This is a genomic window from Paenibacillus tyrphae (genome assembly GCF_027925525.1).
GTDB classification, from domain to species: Bacteria; Bacillota; Bacilli; order Paenibacillales; family NBRC-103111; genus Paenibacillus_G; species Paenibacillus_G tyrfis_B.
Window position 1 is genome coordinate 349,422 of sequence record NZ_BSDJ01000002.1, and the last position, 26,315, is coordinate 375,736.

6 protein-coding genes are annotated in these 26,315 nt (G+C 57.8%); 1 reads left to right on the forward strand and 5 read right to left on the reverse strand.

All coding sequences use genetic code 11. The features are described 5' to 3' along the window. Nucleotides 1–26: 26 nt before the first annotated feature. The 3 genes from QMG93_RS03465 to QMG93_RS03475 all read right to left on the reverse strand — a co-directional run bounded on the left by QMG93_RS03465 (nt 27) and on the right by QMG93_RS03475 (nt 23,826). A complete protein-coding gene (locus tag QMG93_RS03465) occupies nt 27–21,410 on the reverse strand; it encodes a non-ribosomal peptide synthetase (RefSeq protein ID WP_281933529.1) in 21,384 nt (7,127 codons plus the stop codon). Between the two features lie 25 nt (nt 21,411–21,435). Further along, on the reverse strand, nt 21,436–22,614 hold the full coding sequence (gene fabD / locus QMG93_RS03470) for an ACP S-malonyltransferase (protein ID WP_281933531.1): 1,179 nt from the start codon (nt 22,612–22,614) through the stop codon (nt 21,436–21,438). A 336-nt stretch (nt 22,615–22,950) separates the two neighbouring features. Continuing rightward, nucleotides 22,951–23,826 carry a LysR family transcriptional regulator gene (locus QMG93_RS03475; RefSeq protein WP_281933533.1) on the reverse strand — a complete coding sequence of 292 codons (876 nt, stop codon included), beginning with the start codon at nt 23,824–23,826 and terminating at the stop codon, nt 22,951–22,953. A gap of 121 nt (nt 23,827–23,947) precedes the next feature. On the opposite strand from QMG93_RS03475, the gene QMG93_RS03480 reads away from it, so the two are divergent. Next, nucleotides 23,948–25,153 carry an MFS transporter gene (locus QMG93_RS03480; RefSeq protein WP_281933535.1) on the forward strand — a complete coding sequence of 402 codons (1,206 nt, stop codon included), beginning with the start codon at nt 23,948–23,950 and terminating at the stop codon, nt 25,151–25,153. 6 nt (nt 25,154–25,159) lie between these two features. Here QMG93_RS03480 and QMG93_RS03485 read toward each other — a convergent pair whose 3' ends face one another. Both QMG93_RS03485 and QMG93_RS03490 read right to left on the reverse strand, forming a co-directional pair. Further along, nucleotides 25,160–25,720, reverse strand: coding sequence for a nitroreductase (locus tag QMG93_RS03485; protein WP_281933537.1), 561 nt, complete (start codon nt 25,718–25,720; stop codon nt 25,160–25,162). Between the two features lie 63 nt (nt 25,721–25,783). Beyond that, the gene (locus QMG93_RS03490; protein ID WP_281933539.1) at nt 25,784–26,269 is read right to left on the reverse strand and encodes a MarR family transcriptional regulator; all 486 of its coding nucleotides are present in this window, start codon (nt 26,267–26,269) and stop codon (nt 25,784–25,786) included. Nucleotides 26,270–26,315: the final 46 nt, after the last annotated feature.

Sequence of the window (26,315 nt, forward strand, 5' to 3'; positions counted from 1 at the left end):
AAAGGCTGGAACAAGAGGGCTTTCCGTTAGCGTACGGAGTCCGCCGCGAGAGTTGCGCCCCGAACGATGTCCTGCAAGACAAGCCGGATCGCCTGAACATTGTGCTCAATATTGGCCGGTTCAAATATGTCTAGGTGACCGCCAATCAGTGCATACTCCACAACCTCTTCTGTCGTCGCCTCGCTCCAATCCTCGGCTCTGGCAGCTTCCATTTCCGTAATGAAAGCGTGCAGGTTGGCTCGAACCACTCCGTCGTTGATCAATTGACCGCTGTATGTGCCATATGCCAATATTTTACTCCTGGCTTTTTCCCAGTCGTCCCGATTGGCCAAGAAGGACGCATTCCGTTCGGAGACGATTTCGAGCATGGCATCGACTCCCCGTTCCAGCTCTTCGCCGGAAAGTTTCTTCGTTCCATCCCGCCTGTCGGCATCAAGCAGCAAAATATCCGATACCGCGTATCCCCTGCGCTCCATCATTTTGGCAACCTGATAGGCTAAACTGCCGCCGAGCGAGTAGCCTATCAGCACATAAGGCGCTTCGCGCTGAACGCTCACAATCGCATCGACGTACCGGTTCAACAACTCCTCCTCATCACGCCATCCTTCGATGAAATCGAACGCATAGACGACATATTGATTCTCCAGCATCCTGGCCATTTCGCTATATACAAGCCCATAGCCTGCTGAGGGAGGGAAGCAGAAGACGTTCATCCGTCCACGATCGTTCAGCTTCATCGGCCTGTCGCCTTCATCCTGGGCAAGTCCGGAAGTGAGCAGCTTCGCCATTTCTTCAATCGTCGGCGAGGCAATGACGGCACGCAGAGACAGCTCTGCCCCCATGACACTATTAACCTTTTCGGTCAGCTGCATCGCTGTGATCGAATGGCCGCCAAGTTCGAAGAAATGGTCCTTCACCCCGATGCGCGGGGCTCCAAGCACCTCTTGCCACAGCTCAGCCAGCTTCGCTTCAACCGGCGTTCGCGGTGCGACGTACTCCGCTAAAGCGTTCGCGCTACCTTCCGTGCAAGGTGAATGCAGAATCATTTCCATGCCAGCCTGCATTTGTTCCTGTTCGGCAGGGGATAGCAGCTGAAGCTCCTGTACTCGCATGTCAGGATTCGCCGCGAGTTGTTTCACGATCCGCAGCCAGTGTGCCTGCAGGCGTTCCATCGCCTCACGTTCATATACCCGGGCGTTGTAATCGAAACGGATGCGCATGTCATCGCCCGCTTGCATGATGACAGTCAGATCATAGCTCGTCTGTCCCTCGGACCGGAACCCGGTCATTTCCAGCCCTGCCGCCTTTGCCGCCGCTTCGGCTGCAACCGAAGGCGGGCTATCGGTTTCGAATACCAGAATGTGGTTCATCAGCTCCCGTTTTGGAGCGCTAAGCGCTTGGATATTGTACAGCGGATGCATGGCATACTTTTCGGATGCGGCTTCCTGCTCCTGAACTCTCCGTAAAACGTCCGCCACCGTCGCCCCGACCCCGCTGCGGATACGGATCGGAATCGTATTTCTGCATACTCCAATCATCGTTTCCATGCCCGGCACATGCGCCGGTCTGACGGGCACGACGGTTCCAAACACAACGTCGTCCGTGCCGTTATAGGCTTGCAGCAGCAGTCCCCACGCCGTTTGGAGCAGCGTATTTACCGTCACCTGATGCCGCTTTGCGGTATTGCGCAGTTCCCGGGTCCGTCGTTTTCCTAAGTTGCTTGTCAGCCGTTCGGCCGCATACCCTGCTGGCTGCTGCCCTTGAACCTGGACCCGCGGCAGCACGGTTTGATGACGGTAGCCCGCCAAATAATGGCTCCAGTAAGCGGATGCCGCAGCAAATTCCTGTCCCTCCAGCCACTCGATATACCGCCTGTAAGGCGTGGCTGCACCCAGCTCCGGCCGGGCTTGCTTCCGGTAGGCGGAGTACGCCGCGAATACCTCTTCGATCATCCGCGCCATATCCCGACCATCTATTATGATCTGGTGGAAGCACCACAAGAGACGGTACGTTTCGTCGCCGGTTCGCAGAATCGACACGCGCAATAACGATTCTTCGCTCAACTCGAAGCCGCGGGCCTTGTCTGCCTTCGCGAGCGTTTCGATATGTGCCTCCTGCTCGCTCTCCCCCAGTCTCCTCACGTCTTCGTAAACAAAATCGGCCGGCTTGCTGCGTAACACTACCTGCAAAGGCTGACCGGCCCATCCGTTATAGAAATTCGTCCGCAGCGCGTCATGCCGCTGCACGATGGCGTCCAAGCTTTGTTTGAACGCTCGGATGTCCAAGCTCCCGCGTACGGTGAACGCCGTTTGCCCCAAGTGCGTCTCCGACTCCGGATCCAACAGCCGGTGGTACAGTATCCCTTGCTGCATGGGCGTTAACGGGTACACGCTCTCGATTTCGCCGATCCGCCGCAGCCGTTCCGTCACGGCGAGTCCTTTGAAAACGACATCGCTTGGCGTCAACTCCGGCCTTTCTTTCGCCGCACAGTGCGCAATGATGTCCTGAAGACTGGTATGAAGCAATCCGGCCAGCCGCTCCATCGTTTCCCGCCGGTACTGCTTGCCACTGTAGCTGACCGTAAACGCCAGTTCTCCGCCTGCGATACTGCCGCTAATATCCAGCGCATGGGACCTTTCGGTGTGCCCGCTGATCTCCGAGCCGCATGCAAAAGGCGATACTTGCAGCGTATTATGGGTTAAATCTTGATCGAACTGGCCCAAATAGTTAAAGCTGATTTCCGGCTTTGCCGCATAGCGGACGTCCTCGGACACTTCGGACAAGTATTTCAGTATGCCGTAACCGATTCCTTTGTTCGGGATTTGTCGTAAGCTGTCTTTCACCCGTTTGATCCGGTAAGCGAGCGTATCGGAACCGCCACCTGCTCCCATCTCCAGCACAATAGGATACTCGCTCGTAAACCAGCCGACGGTGCGTGTGATATCGATATCCGGCAGGATAGATTCTCTTCCATGTCCTTCCAGACCAATCCATACCCGCTCGCTTCCCGTCCAGCGGTATACCGCCATCCCCAGCGCGGTCAGCAACAGGTCGTTGATGTCCGTGTTGTAGGCCCGGTGCGCCTGCTTCAGCAGCAGCTCCGTTTCCTCCCGCGTCCACTGCACCGTCACCGTTTCGCTATCCCGCATCAGCCCGTACGCTTGTTCCTGACCGGCTTGCGCAAAATCTCGCGGGAGCGGCTTGCTTTCAGACTGTTCGAGCTGCTGCCAGTACGCCCGCTCCGCCTCCAACGCCGGACTGTTCGCATAGCCCGCCAGCTTCTCGGCCCACGTCCGGAACGCATCCGTCTTCTCCGGCAGCCGGATCGCCTGTCCGCTCACGACCTGCTCATAGCCGGAAGCCAAATCTTCCAGTAAAATGCGCCACGATACCCCGTCGACAACCAAATGGTGAATGACAATCAACAAGTGGTCACCATCCGTACAACGGAACAGCCCCAGCTTCATAAGCGGTCCCGATACGAGCTCGATACTGCTTTGGATATCGTTCGCTTTCGCTTCTATCGCTTGCGCGACGTTGTCGGCTGCCTTCTGGAAGTCCATGACTTCCAAAGTGTACAGCTCGCCCTCGGCGATGCCGCGAGTCCATGCCGCATAGCCGCCTTCTGTCCGTCGGAATACCGTGCGCAGCGCATCGTGATGCTCCGCCAGTTTCCGCACCGTCTTCCGAAGCGCCGCTTCGTCGTAGCCTTGCTCCCGGTACAGCATGATCGCTTGGTTATAGTGGTGCGGCGCAGTATTGTTTTGCCGGAAAAACCATGCTTGAATCGGTGTTAGCGGCGCCCTGCCCTTCACTTCCCCTTGGTCCGCCATACGGGTAACCGGCTTGACATGCGCGCTCAGCTCCGCAATCGCAGGGTAAGCGAACAAATGTCTCATTTCCACCTTGTACCCCGCTTGATGCAGCTTCGCCGACACTTGAATCGCTTTGATCGAGTCGCCTCCCAGTGCAAAGAACCGGTCATTCACGCCGACCTTCTCGATCCCGAGTACTGCCTGCCAGACGGAAGCCAGCACTTGCTCCACGGCCGTGCGCGGAGCGACGTAATCCGTGTCCGCAGTCATGCTTTCCTTCGGAGCAGGAAGCGCTTTGCGGTCCACCTTCCCGTTTGGCGTCAGCGGCAGCTGCGGAAGCTGCACGAAATAGGATGGAATCATGTACTCGGGCAGCGTTTGCGACAACGCCTTCCTTAGTTCGCCTATCGCCAGCTCTCGGTCCGACACCACATACGCGCACAGCTGCTTTTGTCCGGCTTCATCTTCCCACGCGATGACAACTGCTTCCTGCACGGATTCCGTTTTCAGCAGCTGCGCTTCCACCTCGCCCAGCTCGATCCGGAAGCCGCGGATTTTCACCTGATCGTCGAGCCGCCCCAAATATTCGATGTTTCCATCCGGCAGCCATCTCGCCGCATCGCCCGTCCGGTACATCCGCCCGCCCGGCTCGAATGGGTCATCTACAAATTTCTCCGCGGTCAGTTCCGGACGGTTCAGGTACCCACGCGCCACCCCGCGTCCGCCGATATACAGCTCGCCCGGCACGCCGGCCGGCTGCAGCGCCATCGCTGCGCTTAAAACATACATTCTTACGCCCGGGTATGGCTTGCCGATCGGCAAACTCCGGTATGCATACGGATATGGATGCGATCCGACGTCCCCCGTCTGCTGAACATAATAACTCGAATCAACGCATGCTTCCGTTACCCCGTAGCTGTTTACGATCCGCATCGATGCGCCGAACCGGTCGTTTAATTGCTGAAAGTCGCCTACCGGACATTGATCCGAGCCGACAATGAGCGTTTTCAGGAAGCCGATATCCCGCCCGTGCTCATACACGTCATTCATCAGCGGTATGACAAGCGCCGGGGTCGCATCGAACATCGTGACGCGATGCTGCCGCAGCAGCCCGTAAATCGCCTCCGGGTCGTGCCGGGCGTAGCCTGGGCATACGATGAGCTGGCCGCCATTCAGCAGCGACCGCACGATATCGGCCGTAAACACGTCGAATGAGAAGCTGGCCCACTGCAACAGCCGTACCGGTTCCTCCCGCAGCCGATACTCCTGCCTCCACGCTTCGGACAAAGCGATTACCTGCCGGTGCTCGATCATCACGCCCTTCGGTTTCCCCGTCGTTCCCGACGTATAGATGACGTAGGCCAGATGATGCGGCTGCGCTTCGGGCACAAGGTTTGTTCCGTCGGCCTCATAGACTTCGGCGGTATCCAGGAACAACACTTTGTCCGCCGCATCCGCCGCTCGTTCCTGCAAGCGTCGATGCGTCAACAGCAGCAGCTGTGCTCCCGAATCCTCCAGCATGTAGCGAATCCGCTCTTCGGGATAGTCCGGATCGATCGGCACGTAAGCGGCTCCCGCCTTCAAAATCCCGAACATTCCGACGACCATCGCAAGCGAGCGCTCGGCCATGATGCCGACGGTTTGGTCTGGCTGCACCCCTTTGCCCCTCAAGGTGCGCGCAAGCCGATTCGCCTGCTCGTTCAGCTCGTGGTAGGTGAGCCGTTCGTCCTCGCAAATGACGGCCACTTGATCCGGCGTCCGCTCCGCCTCCTCCTCCAACAGCTGATGGATCGTCTTCTCCTGCCAACCGCATGCTGCGGCGCCGACTCCGCCGTCGGCGGGTGCACCCGTTAGCAACGCCTTTTCCTCCGGCGTGACGATCTCGAAAGACGACAGCTTCGCCTCAGGAGCCACCACAATACCGTCGATGAGCTGCGTGAAGTGACCGGCCATTCTCCGGACCGTATCCACGCTGTACAGCGAGCTGGCGTATTCGATGCCGCCCGTAAGCGTCCCTGCCTCTTCTTCCGTTATTTGGAAGCTAAGGTCGAACTTCGCCGTCTTCGACTCCATTTCATATGGCTTGAGTTCCAACCCATGTACGGTGCGTTGTTCCGCCACCTCATGCTGCATGTCAAACATGGTGTCGAACAGCGCATGACGGCTCAAATCCCGCGTAACGCCTACTTTCTCGACCAGCGCTTCGAACGGGTAGTCCTGATGCTCGAACGCTTGGAGCGTCATGCCCTTGACCTCTTGCAAGTAATCCAAGAACGTCTTCTCCCCGGCCGGATAGCTGCGCAGCGCCAGCGTCCCGACAAACATGCCGATCAGTCCGTCCACATCCGCATGCGTTCGGCCCGCTACCGGGGTGCCCACCACGATATCTTCCTGCCCCGTGTATTTGTACAGCAGCGCCGTGTAAGCCGCCAGCAGCACCATATACAAGGTCGTGCCGGTTGCGCTCGCAAGCTTCCGCAGCGCGTCGCTTCGTTGCGAACCAAGCGCGAAGGGAACAAGCCCTCCCTCAAAGCGCTGTACGGCCGGACGCGCGTAATCCGTCGGCATATCCAGCACAGGGAGTTCGCCCTGGAACACATTCAGCCAGTACGCTTCCAGCCTGCTCATCCGCTGCCCGGACAGCTCCGCCTGCTGCCACGCCGCGTAATCCTTGTATTGGATGCGCAGCGTCGGCAGCGTCTCCCCGCCGTATAACCGGCCGAACTCGTTGACCAAAATGCCCATCGACACGCCATCCGAGACGATATGATGCATATCAAACAGCAGCAGATGACGCTCCGGCTCCTGATTCACAACAGGCTTGTCCTGATCCAACCGGATCAAGCCCACCCGCAATAACGGCGGCTGCCGCAAATCGAACGGCCGAACAAATCGGCGGATGCTATCCAGCGTATCCGTTTCCCCGACGCTGCTCTTGGCGTAGTCCACGGCAAACTCCACTTCGGATTCGGGATACACCCGCTGGAACGGTTCGCCATCCACCAGCTCAAAGCCGGTCCGCAGCGTCTCGTGACGCCGGATGAGTCCACGGAACGCCTCCTCGAACCGTTCCCGGTCCAGTGCGCCTTCCAGCAGCATTACCCCCGGCATGTTGTAGCTCGTTTCCCCGCCTTCGAACTGCTGCAAGACGTACAGCCGCTTTTGTGCCGAAGCTACGGGATAATGCGACTGCACGGGCGCAACCGGTATGGCTGTAAATGTCTGCTGCCGGAGCCCCTCAATGACCGCCGCCAACTGTTCAATGGTCGGGGTGGCAAACACGTCCTGCAGCGGTACATTTACATGCAATTCTTTTTGGATATGGGCCGCCAGCCTCATCGCCCGGAGCGAATGACCGCCGAGCTCGAAGAAGTTATCCCTGATCCCGACGCTCGGCAACCCAAGCACCTCTTGCCATAGCTCCGCCAGCTTCGCTTCCACCGGCGTCCGCGGAGCGGCATACTCTGCGCCTGTAGGCACAATACCCTCCGGCGCAGGCAGCGCTTGGCTGTCGATTTTGCCGTTCGGCGTCAGCGGCATCTCCTCAAGCTGAACAAAAAAGGACGGCACCATATAGCCCGGAAGCTCCCGCGCCAGCTCGCTGCGCAGCGCGCCGGCCGCCTGTTCCCCATCGGCGGTAAAATAGGCGCACAAATACGTTTGCCCGGTTTCGTCCGTTCGCGCCAGAACGATCGCCTCTTGTACCGCTGCCACCTTTAGCAGCTGCGCTTCAATCTCGCCGAGCTCGATGCGATAGCCGCGAATTTTGACCTGATGATCGATCCGGCCCAAATATTCGATACTGCCGTCCGGCAGCCAGCGGGCCAAATCGCCTGTCCGGTACATCCGCCGTTCGGGGGCGAACGGAACCGGCATGAATTTGTCCGCCGTCAGGTCGGGGCGGTTCAGATAGCCTCTGGCCAGACCGATACCGGCGACACAAAGCTCCCCGACCACGCCGACCGGAACAAGCGCGTTATGCGCACTCAGAATGAAGACTTGATGATTTGGGATCGGCCAGCCGATGGGCACCGTCTTTTCCATCGGCGTATGGTCTGTATAAGACCACGCAGTCGAACAAATGGAATCCTCGGTCGGACCGTAGTTGTTAAAATAGCGAACGTGGTCCTTCCACTGCTGAACAAGCTCGCTGGTTGATGCGGAGCCCGCCGTAATGAGCGTCCTCAATTCGGGCATATGCTCGGGATCCAAATAAACGGCGTAGGTCGGAGGCAAAGTCGCGACCGTTATCCCGTGATCGCGGACATATTGCTCAAACAGACGGTAATCCGCTATGACGAAAGCATCGGGCACATACAGCGCTGCCCCGGTTAGTAGGCCCATGGTCATTTCCCAGCACGACGCGTCGAAGGAGAAGCTCGCGAACTGGACAATGCGATCCTTCGTCGTAATGTGAAGGGATTGTTCAAAAAACAATTTGTTATTGCATACACCTTGATGCTCGACCATCACACCTTTCGGCTTGCCGGTCGTACCTGACGTATAGATGACATAAGCCAGCTGATGCGGACCGACGGCCACTCCGGGACTGGACCCGTCGCCGCTATAGCTGCGCTCGTCGTCCAGCAGGAGCAGCTCACCGCCGAACGCCGTACGATCCCGCAAATGCGATTGCGTCAGCAGCAGCCGTGCGCCGGAGTCGCCGAGCATGTAGCGGATGCGTTCCTCCGGGTATTCGGGATCGACCGGGACGTATGCGCCGCCCGCTTTCATGACGCCGAGTACCGCGGTAACCATGTCCAGCGACCGCTCGGTCATAATGGCAACCAGCTGCTCGGCCTCCACCCCTTTGGCCAAAAGCGTGCGCGCCAGCCGGTTCGCCCGCTCGTCCAGCTCCCGGTACGTAAGCTGCCGGTCTTCAAACACAACCGCAATCCGGTCCGGTGTCAGCGCCGCCTGCCGTTCGAACAGGCCGTGGATCGTCATGTCCGCAGGGTACGGCAGCGCTGTTTCGTTGAACGTCTCCAAAATTTGCGCCAGCTCATGGACAGTAAGGATGTTCAAGGATGACAGCTTCGCTTCGGGAGTCTGAATCATTTCTTCGATCAGCTGAATAAAATGCCGCGCCATGCGCGAGATCGTTTCCCGTTTGAACAGACGGTCGCCATATTCGATGCTGAACGCAATGCCGCCCGCTTCCTCGGCCGCGGTAAAGGTCAAATCGAACTTCACGATAGGATGCTCGCTCTCGTGCGGACTTACGCGCAGCGATGTAAACCCGGGCGCAACCGTCTCCGTATTTTGCAAGACGAACATCGTGTCGAACACCGGATTGCGGCTCAGGTCCCGCTTCACGTTCAGTTTCTCCACCAGCGTTTCGAATGGATAGTCCTGATTCTCGTACGCTCGCAGCGCCAACTCTTTCACTTCCTGCAAGTAGTCCAGGAACGTCTTCTCTCCCGCCGGGCAGCTTCGCAGCGCCAGCGTTCCCGCAAACATCCCGATCATCGGCTGCAAGTCGGCATGCGGTCTGCCTGCGATCGGCGTTCCGACGATCATATCCTCCTGTCCGCTGTATTTGGACAGCAGCGTCGTATAGGCGGCGAGCAGCATCATAAACAAGGTAGCTCCCGTCTGCGAGCCGAGCCGCTTCAACCCGTCCGTCTGCCGAGAATCGATCGCGAAGGATAGCGTACCGCCGGAAAAACTGCGGGCAGATGGTCTCGCATAATCCGTCGGCAACTCGAGAATCGGAAGCTCCCCGCCCAATTGCTCCAGCCAATACGCTTCCTGCTTGCTCATCCGTTCACTGTCGCTATCCGCCTGCTGCCATACCGCATAATCCTTGTACTGAATGCGCAGCGCTGGCAATTCGCTGCCCTCGTACAGCTGAGCCAGCTCTTCCAGCAGGATGTTCATCGACACGCCGTCGGAGATCAGATGGTGCATATCAAACAGCAGCCGGTGACGCTGCGACGCTTCTTCGACCAAAGCCGCCCGCAGGAGCGGCGCTTTCCCCAGATCAAACGGCCGGATAAAGCCGGCCATTGCCGCTTCAGCCTCCGCTTCTCCGCTTACCCGGATGCGCTCCAGCGTAAAATCCGCCGTCTCCGCAATGCGCTGAACCGGCTCGCCGTCCGCATCCAGCTCGAAAGTGGTGCGCAGCGTGGCATGACGACGGAGCAGCCCGCGAAACGCCGCTTCTAGCCGCGTCGCATCCAGCTCGCCTTCCATCCGCAGTTCGCCCGGCATGTTGTAGCTGGTCGCGGCTCCTTCCAGCTGGCTCAAAATGTACAACCGTTTTTGCGCCGAGGAAAGCGGATACGTGACCTGCTGTCCGGCGACGGGAATGTTGCCATAAGGGCTAGGTTGCAATTGCTCAATCGCCTGCGCCATAAGCTCAAGCGTCGGGTGCTGAAACATTTGCCGCAGCGACAGCGATACGTTGAGCGACTGGTGAATTTTCGCGCCCAGCGTCGTTGCCCGCAGCGAGTGGCCGCCAAGATCAAAAAAGTTGTCCTTGACGCCAACGGCAGCGGACAGGCCGAGCACCTCTTTCCACAGCTCCGACAGTTCCGCCTCTACCGGTGTGCGCGGAGCGACGTATTCCGCGTCCGTAACAAGTCCGACCTCCGGCGCCGGCAGCGCTTTGCGGTCGACTTTGCCGTTGGGCGATAGTGGAAGCTCCGCCATGACAACGATAGCCGTCGGCACCATGTAGTCCGGCAGCTTGCGTCGCAGCTCGCTGCGCCATAGCGCCGGAAGCCCGCTTCCGGACGCCGCCTGCTCCTTCGCCTCCTCTTCCGGCACGGCATAGGCAACGAGCCGGACGTCCCCCGGCTGATCCTCCCGGGTCATCACGAACGCATCTTTGACGCCTGCGCATTCCCGCAGCGCCGCTTCAATTTCGCCCGGCTCGATCCGGTAGCCCCGCAGCTTGACCTGATGGTCGATCCGGCCCAAATACTCGATCGTTCCGTCCGGCAAATATCGCGCCAGATCCCCTGTGCGGTATAAGACCGGCGACAGCTCGTCTCCGTACGGGTTCGCCACGAATTTGTCCGCCGTCAGCTCCGCGTCGCCGACATAGCCGCCGCCGACCTGCACTCCCGCGATGCACAGCTCGCCGGGCAGCCCCATTGGCTGCAAGCCCAGCTCCCGGTTCAAAATATACACGCGCGTGCCGGCCACCGGACGGCCGATCGGCACCGGCTTGCCGACCAAGGACGGCATGTTCGTTAAACGGCCATACACCGTCACATCCGTACATTCCGTCGGGCCGTACGTATTGACCACCTCGGCCCGGCATGCTTCCGACGCCGTCCATGCCGTGAGGCGGTCGGCCGCAATCGGCTCCCCGCCAAGGAAGACGTGCCGCAGCGTTGCAATCGGACCGTAGCCCGCTGACGCGGTGATGTCCAGCAGCGGATAAAATGCACTCGGCGTCCCGTTCAGCAGCGTAATCCCATGCCGCTCGATCAGCGACACCACTTCAGCGGCATCATACGGACCGGACGGCAGCAGCACCAATTGGCCTCCGGTCACGATTGGCGCGAAAATGTTCTTTTGCGTCAGGTCGAAGCTGGGTGACGAGATCATCAGCACCCGGTCCACTTCCGTCATGGCAAATTCGCCGGTGTACCATTGCAGCAGATTTTCGAAGCCGGACCGGTAGACACTTGCCCCTTTCGGCGTCCCGGTGGAGCCGGAAGTAAAGATCACGTACATCAAATGCCCGGGTCCTGCTTTGCTGTCCGGGTTTTGCTCGGGCTCCGCTTCCAGTCCCGCCGTTCCGTCATCAAGGCAGACGACCGCCAAATCAGGCCGTACCGCGAGCCCTTCCGCCCACGCAAGCTTCGTTACAAGCGCCTTCACTCCCGCGCGCTCCGTCATGTAGCCAAGCCGCTCCGGCGGCAGCGCCGGGTCCAGCGGCACATAAGCGCCGCCGGCTTTCAGTACGGCGAGCAGCCCCGCCACCAGCTCCGGGCTGCGGTCCAAGCAGACGCCAACCGGCGTGTCCGGCCCGACGCCGAGCGTTTGCAGCCGATGTGCCAACCGGTTGGCTTGGCGGTTCAGCTCTCCGTACGAAATCGTCTGCCCGCCGAACACAAGCGCCGTCCGCTCCGGCGTCCGGGCCGCCTGCTGCTCGAACCGTTCGCAGATCGTTCCAGACGCCGGGTACGGCAGCGCCGTCTCGCCAGAAACGCGCTCCAGTTGCCGCTTTTCCGCTTCCGTCAGCATATCGATTTCGGAGAGCCGCAGCTCTTGCCCAGCAACGACGCCCTCCAGCACACGGACATAATGCTCCGCCATCCGCCGGATCGTTTCCGGCTTGAACAGCTTCGTCGCATATTCCCAGGTGCAGAAAAGTCCTGCCTGATCCGCCGTTACGCTTAAGGAAAAGTCAAATTTCGACACGCCCGGGTTGAGCTCTTCCGATTCGAACGTCAGCCCGCCGGCTTCGAGCATGCGCACCGCTTCGTTTTGCAGCATAAACATCGTGTCGAAAATCGGATTGCGGCTCAAATCCCGCACGAGTCCGAGCTTCTCCGTCAGCTCGTCAAACGGATAGTCCTGATGCTCGAAGGCGAGCAGCGCCTGCCGCTTGACATCCCGCAAAAATTCACCGAACGTTAGTTCTTGTCTCGGTCGATTCCGCATAGCAAGCGTTCCGACGAACATCCCAATCATGGCTTCCGCGTCCGCATGTCTTCTGCCGGATACCGGTGTCCCGACGATAATATCGTCTTGTCCCGAATAGTTGGCAAGCAGGACATTGTACGCCGCCAGCAGCACCATATACAGCGTCGTTCCCGATTCCTGCGCCAGCTTGTACAGCGATGCCGTCAGCTCGGGGTCCAGCTTTAGAGAGAAGGTGTCTCCTTCGAAGCTTTGCAGCTGCGAGCGCGGATAATCGGTCGGCATGTTCAGCACCGGAAGCTCGCCGCCAAGCTCGCTTAACCAATACGCTTCCTGCTGCTCAAAGGCGCATTCGGCAATCCGGTTCTGCTGCCAGACAGCATAGTCCTTGTAATGCACGTTTCTTGGCGCCAGCTGTCTTCCCTGGTACGTTTGAAGCAGCTCGTCCAGCAGCACGGCCATCGAAAATCCGTCTGCTACGGCATGATGCATATCGACCAAAAGCATAAAGCGGTCAACTGCAAATTGCAGCAGCTCGGCGCGGAACAGCGGAGCCAGACCGAGATCGAACGGCCGGACAAACCGCGCTCGCGTTTCATCCGCCTCTTCTTCGCTGATCCGTGTCACCTGAACGTCCAATACGGCGTCCGGGCTGATTTTCTGAACGATCTCGCCATCCTCCAGCACAAAATAAGTGCGCAGCGACTCATGCCTCCCGAATACTTGCCGGAGGGCCTCGATCAAACGGCCCGTATCCAGCTCCCCTTCGATCTTAAGCTGCCCGGAAATGTTATATGTCGTGCTGTCGCCTTGCTGATGCAGCACGTACATGCGCTTTTGCGAAGACGACACGGGGTACGCCTCCCGGAGCTCTATCGGTTCAATCGGCGCGTAAGCGCCCTTTTCCCCGCCCCGGATATATTGGGCCAGCTCGTCAATGGTCTGAAGCTCGAACAGGTGACCGAGCGGAATTTGAACCTGAAATTCCTTGTTCACTCTGGACAAAATCACCGTTGCTTTCAGGGAATCCCCGCCTAGCTGGAAAAAGTTGTCGCGACGACCTACGCTTGTTGCCCCAAGTACTTCTTTCCAGATGCGGACCAGCGTCTCCTCCGTAGCGTCTGGGCCGTGAACATCGGAGGCTGCGGTGAAGCCGCCCCCTTCTCCAGGCTCCGGCAGCTGCGACCAGTCCGGCTCTCCGCTTGACATAAGCGGGAGGCTCGCCATCCTGACCACGTAGCGGGGCTGCGTGTAATCCGGGAGGGCTGCGCTCATCGCTTGCTTGAGCTCGGACTCCTCCCAAGGATGTGACGGATCGGCAACGATGTATGCGATCAGCTCGGCAGCGGTGTCCGTATCTGCTTCGGAGCGAACGGTAAGGGCGCATGCGTGAAGACCGAACGTACGACGCACGTGCTCCTCAAGCTGCTGAAGGTTGACCTGATGTCCGCGAAGCCGGACAAAACGGGACGTTTTTCCGACGGACGTCAGCTTTCCGTCTTCCGCACAATGCACCCATTCTCCGGTGCGAAGTAAGGCGCCACGGGAATTCCCGGAACTTCTGTCCGACGGCCGTACGATATACAGCTCCCCTATCGTTCCTGACGGAACCGGCTGATGGTATGCATCCAGCACGCAAGGATAGCTGCCTTCCGCATCGGCAAGGGCTGCCCACGCCGCCCATTTTTGCGCGATTTCCCCGCCATCAAGCAAGGCAAGCCCGGAGATGCGCAGCGTCTGCTCCTGCGCGATCGAATGCAGCAAATGCACATAGTATCGCGCCCATGTCCGGATCGTTTCGTCCGGGAACAAATCGGCGCTGTAATCGAAATCGAGCCGCAGCTCGCTTCCGATCTCGATCGCATTCAGGAAAAGCTCGTATTTGCTGTACGAAATCGGATTCGGCAGCAGCTCGGCATCCAACCCGTGAAAGCGGAGCCTCGGCAAACGGTCCATATTGAAGACGGCCGTGATCGCCGGCAGTTGCCCGAGCCCTCTTTCCGCCAAGGCGGCGAAGCTGTAAGGCTGAAACGGTTCCATCTCGTTCATTCCGCTCTTGACGGTTTGCGCATACTCGGCAAACGTAAGCTCCGGCTTGACCTCGCTCGCGACCGGCAGCAGATTGACGCAGTTGCCGATGAGCGAGAAAGCCTCCATCTGCGCTTGTCCGGCTGTCGGTATGCCCACCGTGATCTGCTGCAGCCCCGTCAGCCGGTGCAGAAACAGCTGGAACGCGGACAGCAGCGTCACGAACAAGCTGCTGCCCAGCCGAATGCTGGCCGCTTTAAGCTCCTTCGCAAGCCGGCTGTCCAGCATAACCGTATGCCGGCCTCCACGGGAGGTCGGCACCGATGTTCCCCGCCGGAGCGACGGCAGCTCCAGCACCGGAAGCCGCCTGTCGGACAAAGCCGCCCAGTACGCAGCGGCCTCCCGGCTTTCCTGCTGCTCAAGCTTATGCCGCTGCCAAGCGGCATAGTCCCGGAAAGCAACGGGAGCAGGGAGCGCCCAGTTCTCCTGCCGTACGAACGCGGAGTAAATACGCTCCAGCTCCTGGATGAATACACCCATGGACCAGCCGTCGGCAATCAAATGATGAAAAGTAAACAGCGCGATGTGCTCGTCCCTGGATTTTTTCAGCAGACAAATGCGAAACAACGGCTCGCCCGCCGACATGGCGAACGGCGCTTCCGCATTCCGGTCCAGCCATTCGCGCTGGCGCTGCTCTTGTGCGTCGACGGCGCAGTCGCTCACATCGAACAGTCGAATGCGGATCGTCATCTCGGGTGCAACAACCTGCGTCTCCCCGTCTCCGCTCATATAAGTGCGCAGCGCTTCGTGCCGCCGGACGACGGCATTGACCGCTTCGCTCCACGCATCGATGCGCAGAGGCCCGCGCAGCCGAAACAGCGCGGTCTCGTGCAGCGATTGCGCCTCGCTCCGGCCGGACATCGAAGCGAACCATAGCTGCTTCTGCTCCGGCGTCAAGGAAATGACGGCGCCCTGCCCTTTATCCCGCGATTCTGTTGCAGGCAGTGACCTTTTGCCCGGACCGCCACCATCCGGAGGCACATCCGGCAAGAAACCGCCTTCGCGCAGCTCCCGGATGCTGTCTTTCACCGCCTGTACGATCCGCCGGATATCCGATTCCGAGTGGGCCGTCGAAAGGAAGCAGTTGCGCCCTTCCCAGATGTAGACCCCTTTATCAAGCATATGATAGAAGAACGGCTCCAAATCGCCTTTGAGCACGAAGCGGAACAAGGAACCGAAGTGTACGACTTTCATCGGTACGTTGTCTTCGACGAAATAGTCATTCAGCTCCGCCGCCAAAGCTGCCGTTCTGGCGTTCAGCTCGGCTTGCAGCTTCCCTCCGCTTTGTTCAAGCTTCTCCAGCACGGCCCGAGCTGCCGCCATCGCCAGCGGATGATGGCAGAAGGTGCCGGCAACGAACGTCCGGCGCTCCTCCTGCCGTGGATACGAATCGTCGCCGAAGCGCCAGAAGCCGCCGTCGATCCCGTCCATAAACGCTGCCTTCCCGCCCACGATGCCGATCGGCAAGCCGCCTCCGATAACTTTGCCGTAGGTTACAAGATCGGCTTGGATGCCGAACCACGCCTGCGCGCCTCCGGGATGCATGCGAAAGCCTGTAATCACCTCGTCGAAAATGAACGCGGTACCCGATTGCGCCGTAATCCGACGGATTTCCGTCAGAAACGCCTGCGGCTGGAAGTCGGGCCGTCGGCTTTGCACCGGTTCCACGAGCACGGCCGCCAGCTCATGCGCATGCGCGCGAAGGTAGGCCAGCGCCTCTTCCGTGCCGTAATTCAGCACGACCACATCGTCGACCATATGCTGCAGGATGCCCGGCGCCAAGGGCGCGGAGCGCTCCGGATCAGATCCGGCGCTACCGAGCGCCAGCACGCCGTCGAACGTGCCGTGATACGATCCGGCAAAAAGGACGACCTTGGCCCTTCCCGTTGCCGCCCGGGCCAAACGCAGCGCCACCATCACGGCTTCCGTGCCGGTGTTGAACAGCGCGATGCGCTCTACCCCCGTCATTTTGCATATGCCTTCGGCTACCTGCCCGGCCAGATTGGACATCGGACCGACGCACATGCCGTTTTGCAGCCCGCCTTCAATGTTTTCCCGGATGAAATCCGGGTTGTGTCCGAACAAATTGACGCCGAAGCCCATCGTCAGATCGATATATTCGTTGCCGTCCAGATCCCAAATTTTAGACCCTTCGGCCCGTTCCGCCACGATCTGGTACACCATTTCCTTCAGCACCGGCCGGAAACCGGCCACATTGCGGTTGTTCGCATAGACGGGGCGGTATTTCTGCGTATATTCCTTCGTCCGGCGGGTGCGTGCCGTATACCGTTCAATCAAATCGCGCAGATGCTTCTCTTGCCGGAACGGCAGCGATTCGCGCGCCTTCACGTCAATCGTCTTGAAAGGCGTAAACGGCTTCGCCTCGGCACTCTCCGGCTGGCGGACGGCGGTCACGCTCGATGCGGCTGCCACCTCCCTGCTTGCATCGGCATGAACGAGGCTGTCCTGCCGGGAAACAACGCCGGGCGCAGGTAATGCGACCTGCTCGCGCAGCACGGCCGGTGAGGGCGCCGGATGCAGCCGTAGCACGTCAAGCTGCTGGGACATCAGACGGAGCTGCTGCTCCATGATGCGTTCCACTCCGGCAGAGGCGGCGCTTGCCGGTGTTTCCACCGCAGCAAGAGGCGCCTCCCAATAGCCGGACGCAGGTGCCGAGCCCTGGCTTGACGGTTGAGCGACCGGAGCCGACCCGACTTCGGCAACCTTGTTCCCCTCCTCCCGGACCTGCGGGACAAGAGGCTGCGTCAGCGCCGTATGCTGCGCGATGTAATCCGTCAACAGCTCCAGATTCGTTAACGATTCGAAGAAGCTGTACATCGGAATATCCAGTCCGAACGTATCTTTAATGCCGTGCCGCACCTGAGTTAAGATGATCGAGTCCAGTCCGAGCTCCAGAAAGTGCGTTTGCGGCTGAAGCTCGTCCATGTCCAGCTGCGATACGTTACGGATCATCTGCATCAGGGAAATTGTGACCGATTGCCGATGGAGATCGGAGACGGCCTCTGTGCCGTAATGGTCATTCATCGGTTTAACACGCTCCTCTGCTTTATCTGCTATCGCAGCCAAGGCCGGCGTCGTGACGCTGCGCCCGGGCCGTGCTGCGGGCACATCGATCCAGCATCTTTTCCGTTCGAATGGGTACGTGGGCAGCGACACCCTCGGATAACGCCGATCCGCGTTCAGCAAGCTCCAGTCGACCTTCGCTCCCTGTATATACTCCTGCGCTACTTGCGCTACTCCCTCCAACGTATCACAGCGCAGAAGCCCCGTCTCCGTCCCGCCGGACGGACTCTCGGCCGTTCCGCCAGCTGCGCTCCGGTATACGCCTTCGTCTGCAAAGCCTTCGCTATACAGCCGAATCACTTTCGCCCGCAACTCGGCTGCCCCGGCAGCGGTCACCGCAATCCGGTGCGTCAAGTGGCTCCGCCCCGTATTCGCAGTAAAGCATACGCTGCGCATATCCAGCTCCGGGCGGCGTTCGAACAGCTCCGCATACCGCCCGACCATCGCCCGCAGCGCGGTTTCGCTGCGCGCCGACAAGGTCAGCAGCATCGGCCCGCTGTCGGGTGATTTCGGCAGAACCGGCGCCGTACCGTCGGGAGCATACTCTTCCAGCACCATATGGCAGTTCGTCCCGCTGAATCCGAACGAGCTGATGCCGCATCTTCTCGGAATCCCGTCCGGCTGCCAGTCTTTCAGCTCTGTATTGGGGTAAACCGGCGATTCCTCGAAGCTGATCTTGCTATTTGGTTGACGGAAATGCACCAAGGGAGCAATTTGTCGATGCTGAAGCGACAGCACCGCTTTGATCAAACCGGCGATCCCCGCTGCTTCGTATAAATGCCCGATGTTCGTTTTCACCGTGCCGAGGGCGCAAAATTGCTTGCGCTGCGTTTGTTTGCGGAACGCTTTCGTCAAGCCGTCGATTTCGACGGGATCGCCCAGCTTCGTCCCTGTCCCGTGCGCTTCGATGTACGTGATCGTTTCCGGATCGACGCGCGCGCTGCGCCAAGCCTGCGCAATCAGTTCCGCTTGCGACGAGGCGTTCGGAGCGGAGATGCCAACCGTGCTTCCGTCCTGATTGATCGCGCTCCCTTTAATAACGGCGACAATGTTGTCCCCGTCCTGAACGGCTTTGCGCAGAGGCTTCAGGAGCACGGCCCCGACACCCTCACCCCAACCCGTTCCGTCCGAATTGTCGTCGAACGCTTTGGCCCGGTCGTCGGAAGATTCCATGCCGATGCCCGCTTTGTGCGGCAGCAGAATGGTCTTGACGCCGCCCGCCAGCGCCATCTCGCAATCTCCGCCAAGAATCGCCTGGCAAGCGAGATGCACCGCGACAAGCGAAGACGAGCAGGCGGTGTCGACCGTGACCGCAGGCCCTTTCAAATCAAGCAGGTAAGCGATGCGGCTCGAAATGATCGACGGCAAGTTGCCGATCACAAAATGAGGCAGCGCTTCCGGCGCAACTTCCGTCAGCAGGCGCTCGTATTCGAAGCTCGTTTTGGAAAAGCCGACGTATACGCCGACTTTTTTGCCGGACAACAGAGTTCCGCCATAGCCCGCGTTTTCGAGAGCGCTCCACGCCGTCTGGAGAAAAAGACGCTGGTTCGGGTCCATCAGCGACGCTTCGCGTGGCGTCAGCCGGAAGAACGAGTAGTCGAACGTATCAATCTCGTCCAAATAGCCGCCCTCCACCGGTCGAAGATCCCGATCGCCGGTATGCAGATGAGCGATATAAGTCTCGGCGTCCTTCGTTCTTTTTTCGTTGAAGGGCCCGATGCAATCTTTGCCTTCCGCCAGATTCGCCCAGAACTGCTCCAGCGTATCCGCTTGGGGAAACTTGCCGGCCATGCCGATAATCGCAATATCCCGATCCCTTGGGTCTTCCGCCTCGGGTTCGTGCTCTGCGAACGCTTCCCGCTCTCCTTCGGCGATATAGGCAGCCAGCTTTGCGATGGTCGGATACGAAAAGAAGTCGGTCACGGCGATGTTCACGCCGAGCTGGCTTTCGAGCTGCTCCGCCATTTGCGTCAGCTGCAGCGAATTCGCGCCGAGATCGAAGTAGCTTTCGTCGGTGCCGATGGCATCGGTCTGCAAAATTTGCCTGCAGATGTCCAGCAGCTTGCGCTCCGCTTCGTTCTGCGGAATAGCGACGGACCTCGCCTCTTTTTCCTTCTGCAACAGCTCGGCCAATTGCTCCGAGACCGTTTGAAACTGCCCTGCTTCGTACTCCTGCGCCAGCTTGAAGCGCTGCACCTTGCCGCTCGTCGTTTTTGGGATGCGCCGGATCGGTACGATATCGTGAAGCTCCCAGCCACCCCGATAGTTTAGATGCTTTCTCAGCCTTTGGGCGACCGGCACGAAATCCTCGATCTTCTTCGTATGCATCACGAAAACGACAATGCGGTCCTGCCGGGCCTCGGCGTCGTGAACGCCGCACACCGCCACCTTGCCAAGCTCCACGCCATCGACTTCCTCGGCGACCCGCTCGATATCGTGAGGATAAATGTTCTGGCCGTTCACAAAAATAATATCCTTCGCCCGTCCGGTGATGACCAGCCGCCCGCTGTGCATAAAGCCCAGATCGCCGGTTTTGAGCCAGCCGTCCGTCGCCATCACTTTGGCCGTCGCTTGCGGGTTGTTGTAATAGCCGGCGGTCACATTTTTGCCGCTGATTTGAATGTGCCCGATCACGTTGTCGGCCAGCATCGTATCGTCATCGCCGCAGATGCGGATCCGGCTGCTTGTCATCGGATAACCGACATCGACGAAGGTTACGCAGCGATTGTCGGAAGGCTCGATGGGCACGACCGCTTCGCCGATGTTCAGCCTCTCCCGGTTCAAGTGTACGGGAAGCAGCATTTCTTCCAGCGGTGGATGGGAGAGGGCGACGCAGGCTTCCGCCATCCCATAGACGCACAGCATCGCAGATCTCCGGAGCCCGTGCTTCTCCATGGCATCAAGAAACTGATTGCAAACTTCGAGAGAAATCGGCTCGGCGCCGTTGTATACGATTCGGATATGCGACAAGTCCCAATCGGCAGCCGTTTCCGGTTTATATTGAGCCAGGAAAAATTTATAGCCGAAGTTCGGAGAGCAGATTTGGGTCACCCGATGCTCGGACGCCTTTTTCAGCCATAAGGTCGGACGCCGGATAAATAGCGCCGTTGGCATAATTAACTGGTTGGCATTGGCAATGACACAGGTCAGATGAAAAGCGATCAACCCCAGATCATGCGTTAGAGGCATCCAGCCGAGGTAGCTATCCTGCTCGTCCATGTGCGCCTCCAACGCGCAATCCCGAATATTGTGAACCAGATTTTCATGCGTCAGCATAACTCCTTTCGGATCACCTGTCGACCCGGAAGAGAACTGAATGAAGGCAAGCTGCTCCGCTTTGGCCGGATAAATAACCCCTCTATTCTGAGAGGAAAAATCAAGTTTATCCGTAAATAAAACCGTTTGCTTCATCGCTTCGAACGAATGTTGCAGTTCGATTTGTCCGGCGTACTTCTCCAGATGGTCCAGCACTTTGGCATCGCTCATCAGATAAGGACGGTTCAGCGTCCCCCATATTTTGAACAGCTTCATTTTGTGCTCGTCGTTGTTGCCTACCGTGACAGGCACCGGTACGATGCCTCCGAGCAGGCAGCCCCAGAACACCGACAAAAACGTGCGGTTATCGTCGATCTGCATCAGCAGCTCATCCCCGGGCTTCATGCCGCTGTTCTGCAGTTCGTGCAGCACGCAGAGCGCCCGGTCAAACAAGGTTCCGTAAGACTCGTACTCTTCCTGCTGGTCTCCTGAAATGTAAATGATGCCGCTTGTTTCCAGCCTGCTTCGGTCCTGCAAGACGTCGACTAACGTTAGAAACTGATTCATCGTATCCCTCCGCAACGATATGAAGTTAATGAGAATCCCCTTTTCCTCCTGGCCCCCGCTTGGTCTGCAGTACAAGATTCATGCAATCCAATGCTTCCTTTTTGTGCGCACGGCCCTGAGCTCCTGTGATACCGCTTTCTTTTGCGCTTTGCAGCATTTCTTTCAGTATGCGCACAGGCTGAATCACGCCGCTGCGGTATTCCTCCTCGTTCCAATTGGCATTGGGTGCGGTTACCGCTTCCGACAGACAGTCGGCTATAAAAACGTGAAGCGGAAACTGCTGGGCCAGTTGGACAGCGTCCTCTTCCCGCTCGAAAGCGAACGTCCGGATCTTATCGGTCATATCCTTCGCCAAATTTTTCAAGACGGACCGCGGACCTAATTCGACGGCAAGCTCCACCTTCTGCTCCTCCAAATACCGCATCGTTTGCAGCCATTTGACAGGATGCGTCATCTGTAAAATCAAGCCGTCCCGGATTTGCTCCGCATGGGCGTACGGCAGCGCCGTCACGTTGGATATGACCGGCCATCGACTTTCCCAAAACGTAAACTTTCGCATAACGCCCGACAAACGCTCCGCAGCTTGCAACATCAGCGAACTGTGAAACGGACCGCTGACCTGCAAACGGGTAACTTGAGCGCCTCTCAGCTCCGCTGCGATCGTTACCCGTGCAACGGCCGCTTGATGGCCTGTCAGCACATACTGCCGTGGGGAATTGTAGCAACCGATGGCAACGGGCTGATCCGGCGACGAATGCTTTTCGCACAAAGCTTCCAGCGTCTCAAGCTCCACGCCCCGCACGGCGGCCATTTCGCCTATACCGGCATCGGCGGCCTCCTGCATAGCAATTCCCCGCTGCCGCACCAGACGCAAGGCGTCCGCAAACGAAAGAACGCCGCTGCTCACCAGCGCGGAATATTCCCCGAGACTGTGTCCGGCGGAAAACGCGGGGACGATGCCAATCTCTTGCCTGTACTGTTCCAAGGCCATGACGCTTACCGTCAGCAGAGCCGGCTGCGTATGCTCTGTTCTCGACAGGTTGGCGTCGCTGCCTTCGGTACAGATCGACTTCAAGTCATACCCGAGGATGTCGTTCGCTTCCTCGAACCATCGGTCGGCACCTTGAAATTTTTGGGACCAAACCTTGCCCATCCCTTCGTATTGGGACCCTTGACCTGGAAATAATAAGGCGACACGCTTCATGTCTAACCCCTTTCCGAGCACCGACATATGAACCATGGAATGTTTCCATATGAAGCTGTTAACCGAATCGTAAGATGAGTGATTTGCAAATGGAAACGAAATAGGAAATGCAGTACGTAGAAGTCGCGAAGCTGAGGAGTGAATTTTGGAGGATGCATGTTTTCAATTCAAAACCATTAATTGCCATTAAATCTTGATTCATGTAATTATTAAATATATTACATATTTTATGATAGATTATAAGATAGAGCACAAAGATGTCAACCCAATTAATTACATATTAAGAATTAATTCATAAATAATTTAGGCAACGTAACCGCCGGAAGGACAGTTACGTCAGCTTCTGAAATAATCGATGACAAAATCGCGGAACCGCTCCGCCGCAGGCGACAGGTAGCGTCCTTCGATCCAGCCGATGCCGATCACCCGGCGGCACTCGGGCCAACGTACGCGCAGGAATGAAATGTTGGCGCGTTCGATTCCTTTCGTGTCGGGGATGACGGCAACGCCAAGCCCGGCCGCGACGAGCCCGGCGATCGTATGGACCTCGTCCCCTTCGAACCGGATATCGGGAGCGATTCCAGCCTCTTCGAACAGCTTGTCGGTAATTTTTCGCAGTCCGTAGCCTTTCTTGAACGAAATCAACGGCTCGCTGCGTATGTCCTCCAACAGAACGGATTCGGAAGCGGCGAGCGGGTGATTTTTCGGAACGATAACAAACAACTCTTCATTCCATAACGAGACCCATTGCATGTGCTTCGTTTCTTGCGGGGCAGCCATACAAAGGTCGATCGCCCCTGCCGATAGCTGATCCAGAAGGAACTGGGTGCTGTTTTGATGCAGCTGAAAATGAATCTGCGGGTAAGCCGAGCGAAAGGACCGGATGACATCCGGAATCGAGTGGACGCCGAGGGTATGAAGAAATCCCAAGGATACCTCCCCATGCTCCGGATGAATCAAATCCTCCAGCTCCCGCTTGCCCTCTTGATATTCGTTCATGATCCGGTTGACGCGGTTCAAAAACAGGCGTCCATACCGGTTGAGCACGATTGCGCGGCCGTTGCGCTCAAAGAGCGGGACGCCGAGTTCTTTCTCCAGCCGGGCAATCGAGCGACTTAAAGCCGGTTGGGTAATACATAACGTCTGCGCCGCCAAGGTCATATGCTGCAATCGGGCAACCGTATGAAAATACTCAAGCTGCTGCCATTCCATTCCGATCCCTCCGTCTCTTATTACACATACAACATCATTATAATAAAAACAATGCATTAGACAGCGCTTCTTGTCAATCCTATACTTGAATTGTCAATTCAACGGATGGAGGCGCCATAAGATGAACTATCTCGAACTCGGAAGCCCGGCGCATCGGAAGGCTTCGGTCAGCATGCTGCTGGGGAGCATCGTCACGTTTGCCATATTATACAGTCCGCAGCCGCTCATCCGTTTATTTTCGCAGCAGTATCAAGTTTCGCCGGCCACCGCCAGCGCTTCGATCTCGTTAACGACCATCGCCTTGGGGATGAGCTTGCTGTTTTTCACGGTCGTCTCCAATATCTGGGGTCGAAAAGGAATCATGAGCCTCTCGCTGCTGCTCACTTCGATATTCGCCATCGCTTCGGCCTTTATTCATGATTTTCAGGCTTTCCTCGTGTTCCGGTTTCTGGAGGGCATCAGCATCGCAGGCTTTCCGTCGATCGCCATGACTTATTTGAATGAGGAATTTTCTCCCCGGGCTATCGGGAGAGTAATCGGGGTCTATGTGGCGGGAACGGCCATAGGCGGTTTCATAGGCCGGATTATCATCGGAGGATTGACCGATCTCTTCAATTGGCAGTTCGCCATGCTCATGATGGGAATCGTCAGCTTGCTGCTCAGTTTGTGGTTCTGGTTCTATCTCCCGGCCTCCGGCAACTTTACCCCGAGCAAAACGTCCGTGCGGCAATGGCTTGCCGGGATGCGGGCCAGTCTGGCAGATAAAAATCTGCTATCCATGTTTATTACGGGCTTTCTGCTGATGGGCGGTTATATCTCGGTATTGAACTATATCGGTTACCCGCTTACGCAAGCACCGTATCATGTCAGCCAAACGATTTTCGGCTTTTTGTTCGTAGTCAATCTGGTAGGGACCTGGAGTTCGATCTGGTTCGGGAAGCTGGCGGACCGCTATTCCCGAAGACGGGTTATCGGCCTTGCGATCGCCATTTTTATTCTGGGCGCGCTGATGACGTTAAGCAGCCTTCTTGCCGTCAAGGTATTGGGGGTTGCGGTCGTCGCGTTCGGCTTTTTTGCCGGTCATTCGGTGGCGAGCGGCTGGGTAGGCATATTGGCGGTAAAAGATTTCAAAGCGCAGGCCTCTTCCTTTTACCTGCTGTTTTATTATGCGGGATCGAGCTTGGTCGGCTGGTCGGGCGGCTTCTTTCTGAACCGGTTCGGCTGGGACGGTCTGGTTTATTATACCTGCACCTTGCTGGCGGTCTCGATTCTGGTCTCATCGCGAGTGAAGCCGCAAGCAGAAAAGAGGGGGCTCTCCCCCTCTTGAACGATCCTACCATACAACAAGCTTAGCTTCCGCCGGCGTGCGGGTTTTCGGCTTGGGGACTTTATCGAAATACCCCATGTGCAGGATGCCGACGATCCGTTCGCCTTCGCGGACGCCCAGTCCGCTGCGAAACACAGGAGAATGAATAAAGTCAACCGTCGACCAGATCATCCCGAGCTTTTGCTCCCACCCGAGCAGCTGCATATTTTGCATCAGGCAGCAGACGGCGGCGAAATCTTCATCTCTTTTATGCTCGTTTTTATCTTCCGTCATGACGACAATCAGATTGGCCGGAATTTCGGCCAGCTTTTTTCGCATCACTTCTTTTAATTTGGACGGCAGCAGCTTAACCCGTTTCAAGTGGGCGGAGGCTTCAAGCGTAAGGGCGGCCAGCTTTTCCCTTCCCTCGGCGCTTCCCACATAAATAAACCGCCAAGGCTCCCGGAGGCCGTGATTGGGCGCCCATACCGCATCATTCAGCAACTGCAGAACCAGATCCTGGGGAACAGGGGTTTGGTTGAACGTCCGGATACTTCTTCTCTCCCTGATCGTTTGGGCGATGCTCATGGCGCCTGTCTCCTTTACTGTGCCGATGAGACAATCGGCATGTCAGATGTTATGGTTAACCGCTCAGAAATCCCATTCCAGCAAATCCTGCAACAGCTCCCGGGCAAAGGTCAATTGCTCCGGCGTATATTTATCCAATAAGTGCATAAACCGCTGTTCGATCTCGCGATGTACCCGGTCATGAATTTTGTACAGCTTCTGGCCTTTGGCCGTTAAGCGGAAATAAACTTCTTTCTTATTGTCATGAAGCTGCTGTTTTTTGATCAAATCCATGGCTAGCAGCTTTTGGGTAATCCGCGTGACGGAACCTTTCGTCAAATCGGTTTTCTCCGAAATCGTCGTCACGTTGATGGGCCCATGATCCCCAATACAGGCGATCAGGTGAACCTCGGACAGATTGAGATCCAACTTCTGGTCCAGCTCGAATTCCACCTTCCGCTTCTCTTCTCCGAATCGGACGGCAAATTTGCTGTCTCTCGTCTCCTGCTGCGTGATAAGTTCTAGGAAAAGCTTGAAAATCCACTGCTTGTTAAGCTCGGCTTTGGACATCGGTTTAGGGTCTCCTCTTCGCGCATCATCTCCTTCTTATTATACA

Coding starts and splice junctions, on each gene's coding strand:
- QMG93_RS03480 (WP_281933535.1), top strand. CDS start 23,948: ATGAACTATCTCGAACTCGGAAGCCCGGCGCATCGGAAGGCTTCGGTC.
- QMG93_RS03475 (WP_281933533.1), bottom strand. CDS start 23,826: ATGGAATGGCAGCAGCTTGAGTATTTTCATACGGTTGCCCGATTGCAG.
- QMG93_RS03465 (WP_281933529.1), bottom strand. CDS start 21,410: ATGAATCAGTTTCTAACGTTAGTCGACGTCTTGCAGGACCGAAGCAGG.
- fabD (WP_281933531.1), bottom strand. CDS start 22,614: ATGAAGCGTGTCGCCTTATTATTTCCAGGTCAAGGGTCCCAATACGAA.
- QMG93_RS03490 (WP_281933539.1), bottom strand. CDS start 26,269: ATGTCCAAAGCCGAGCTTAACAAGCAGTGGATTTTCAAGCTTTTCCTA.
- QMG93_RS03485 (WP_281933537.1), bottom strand. CDS start 25,720: ATGAGCATCGCCCAAACGATCAGGGAGAGAAGAAGTATCCGGACGTTC.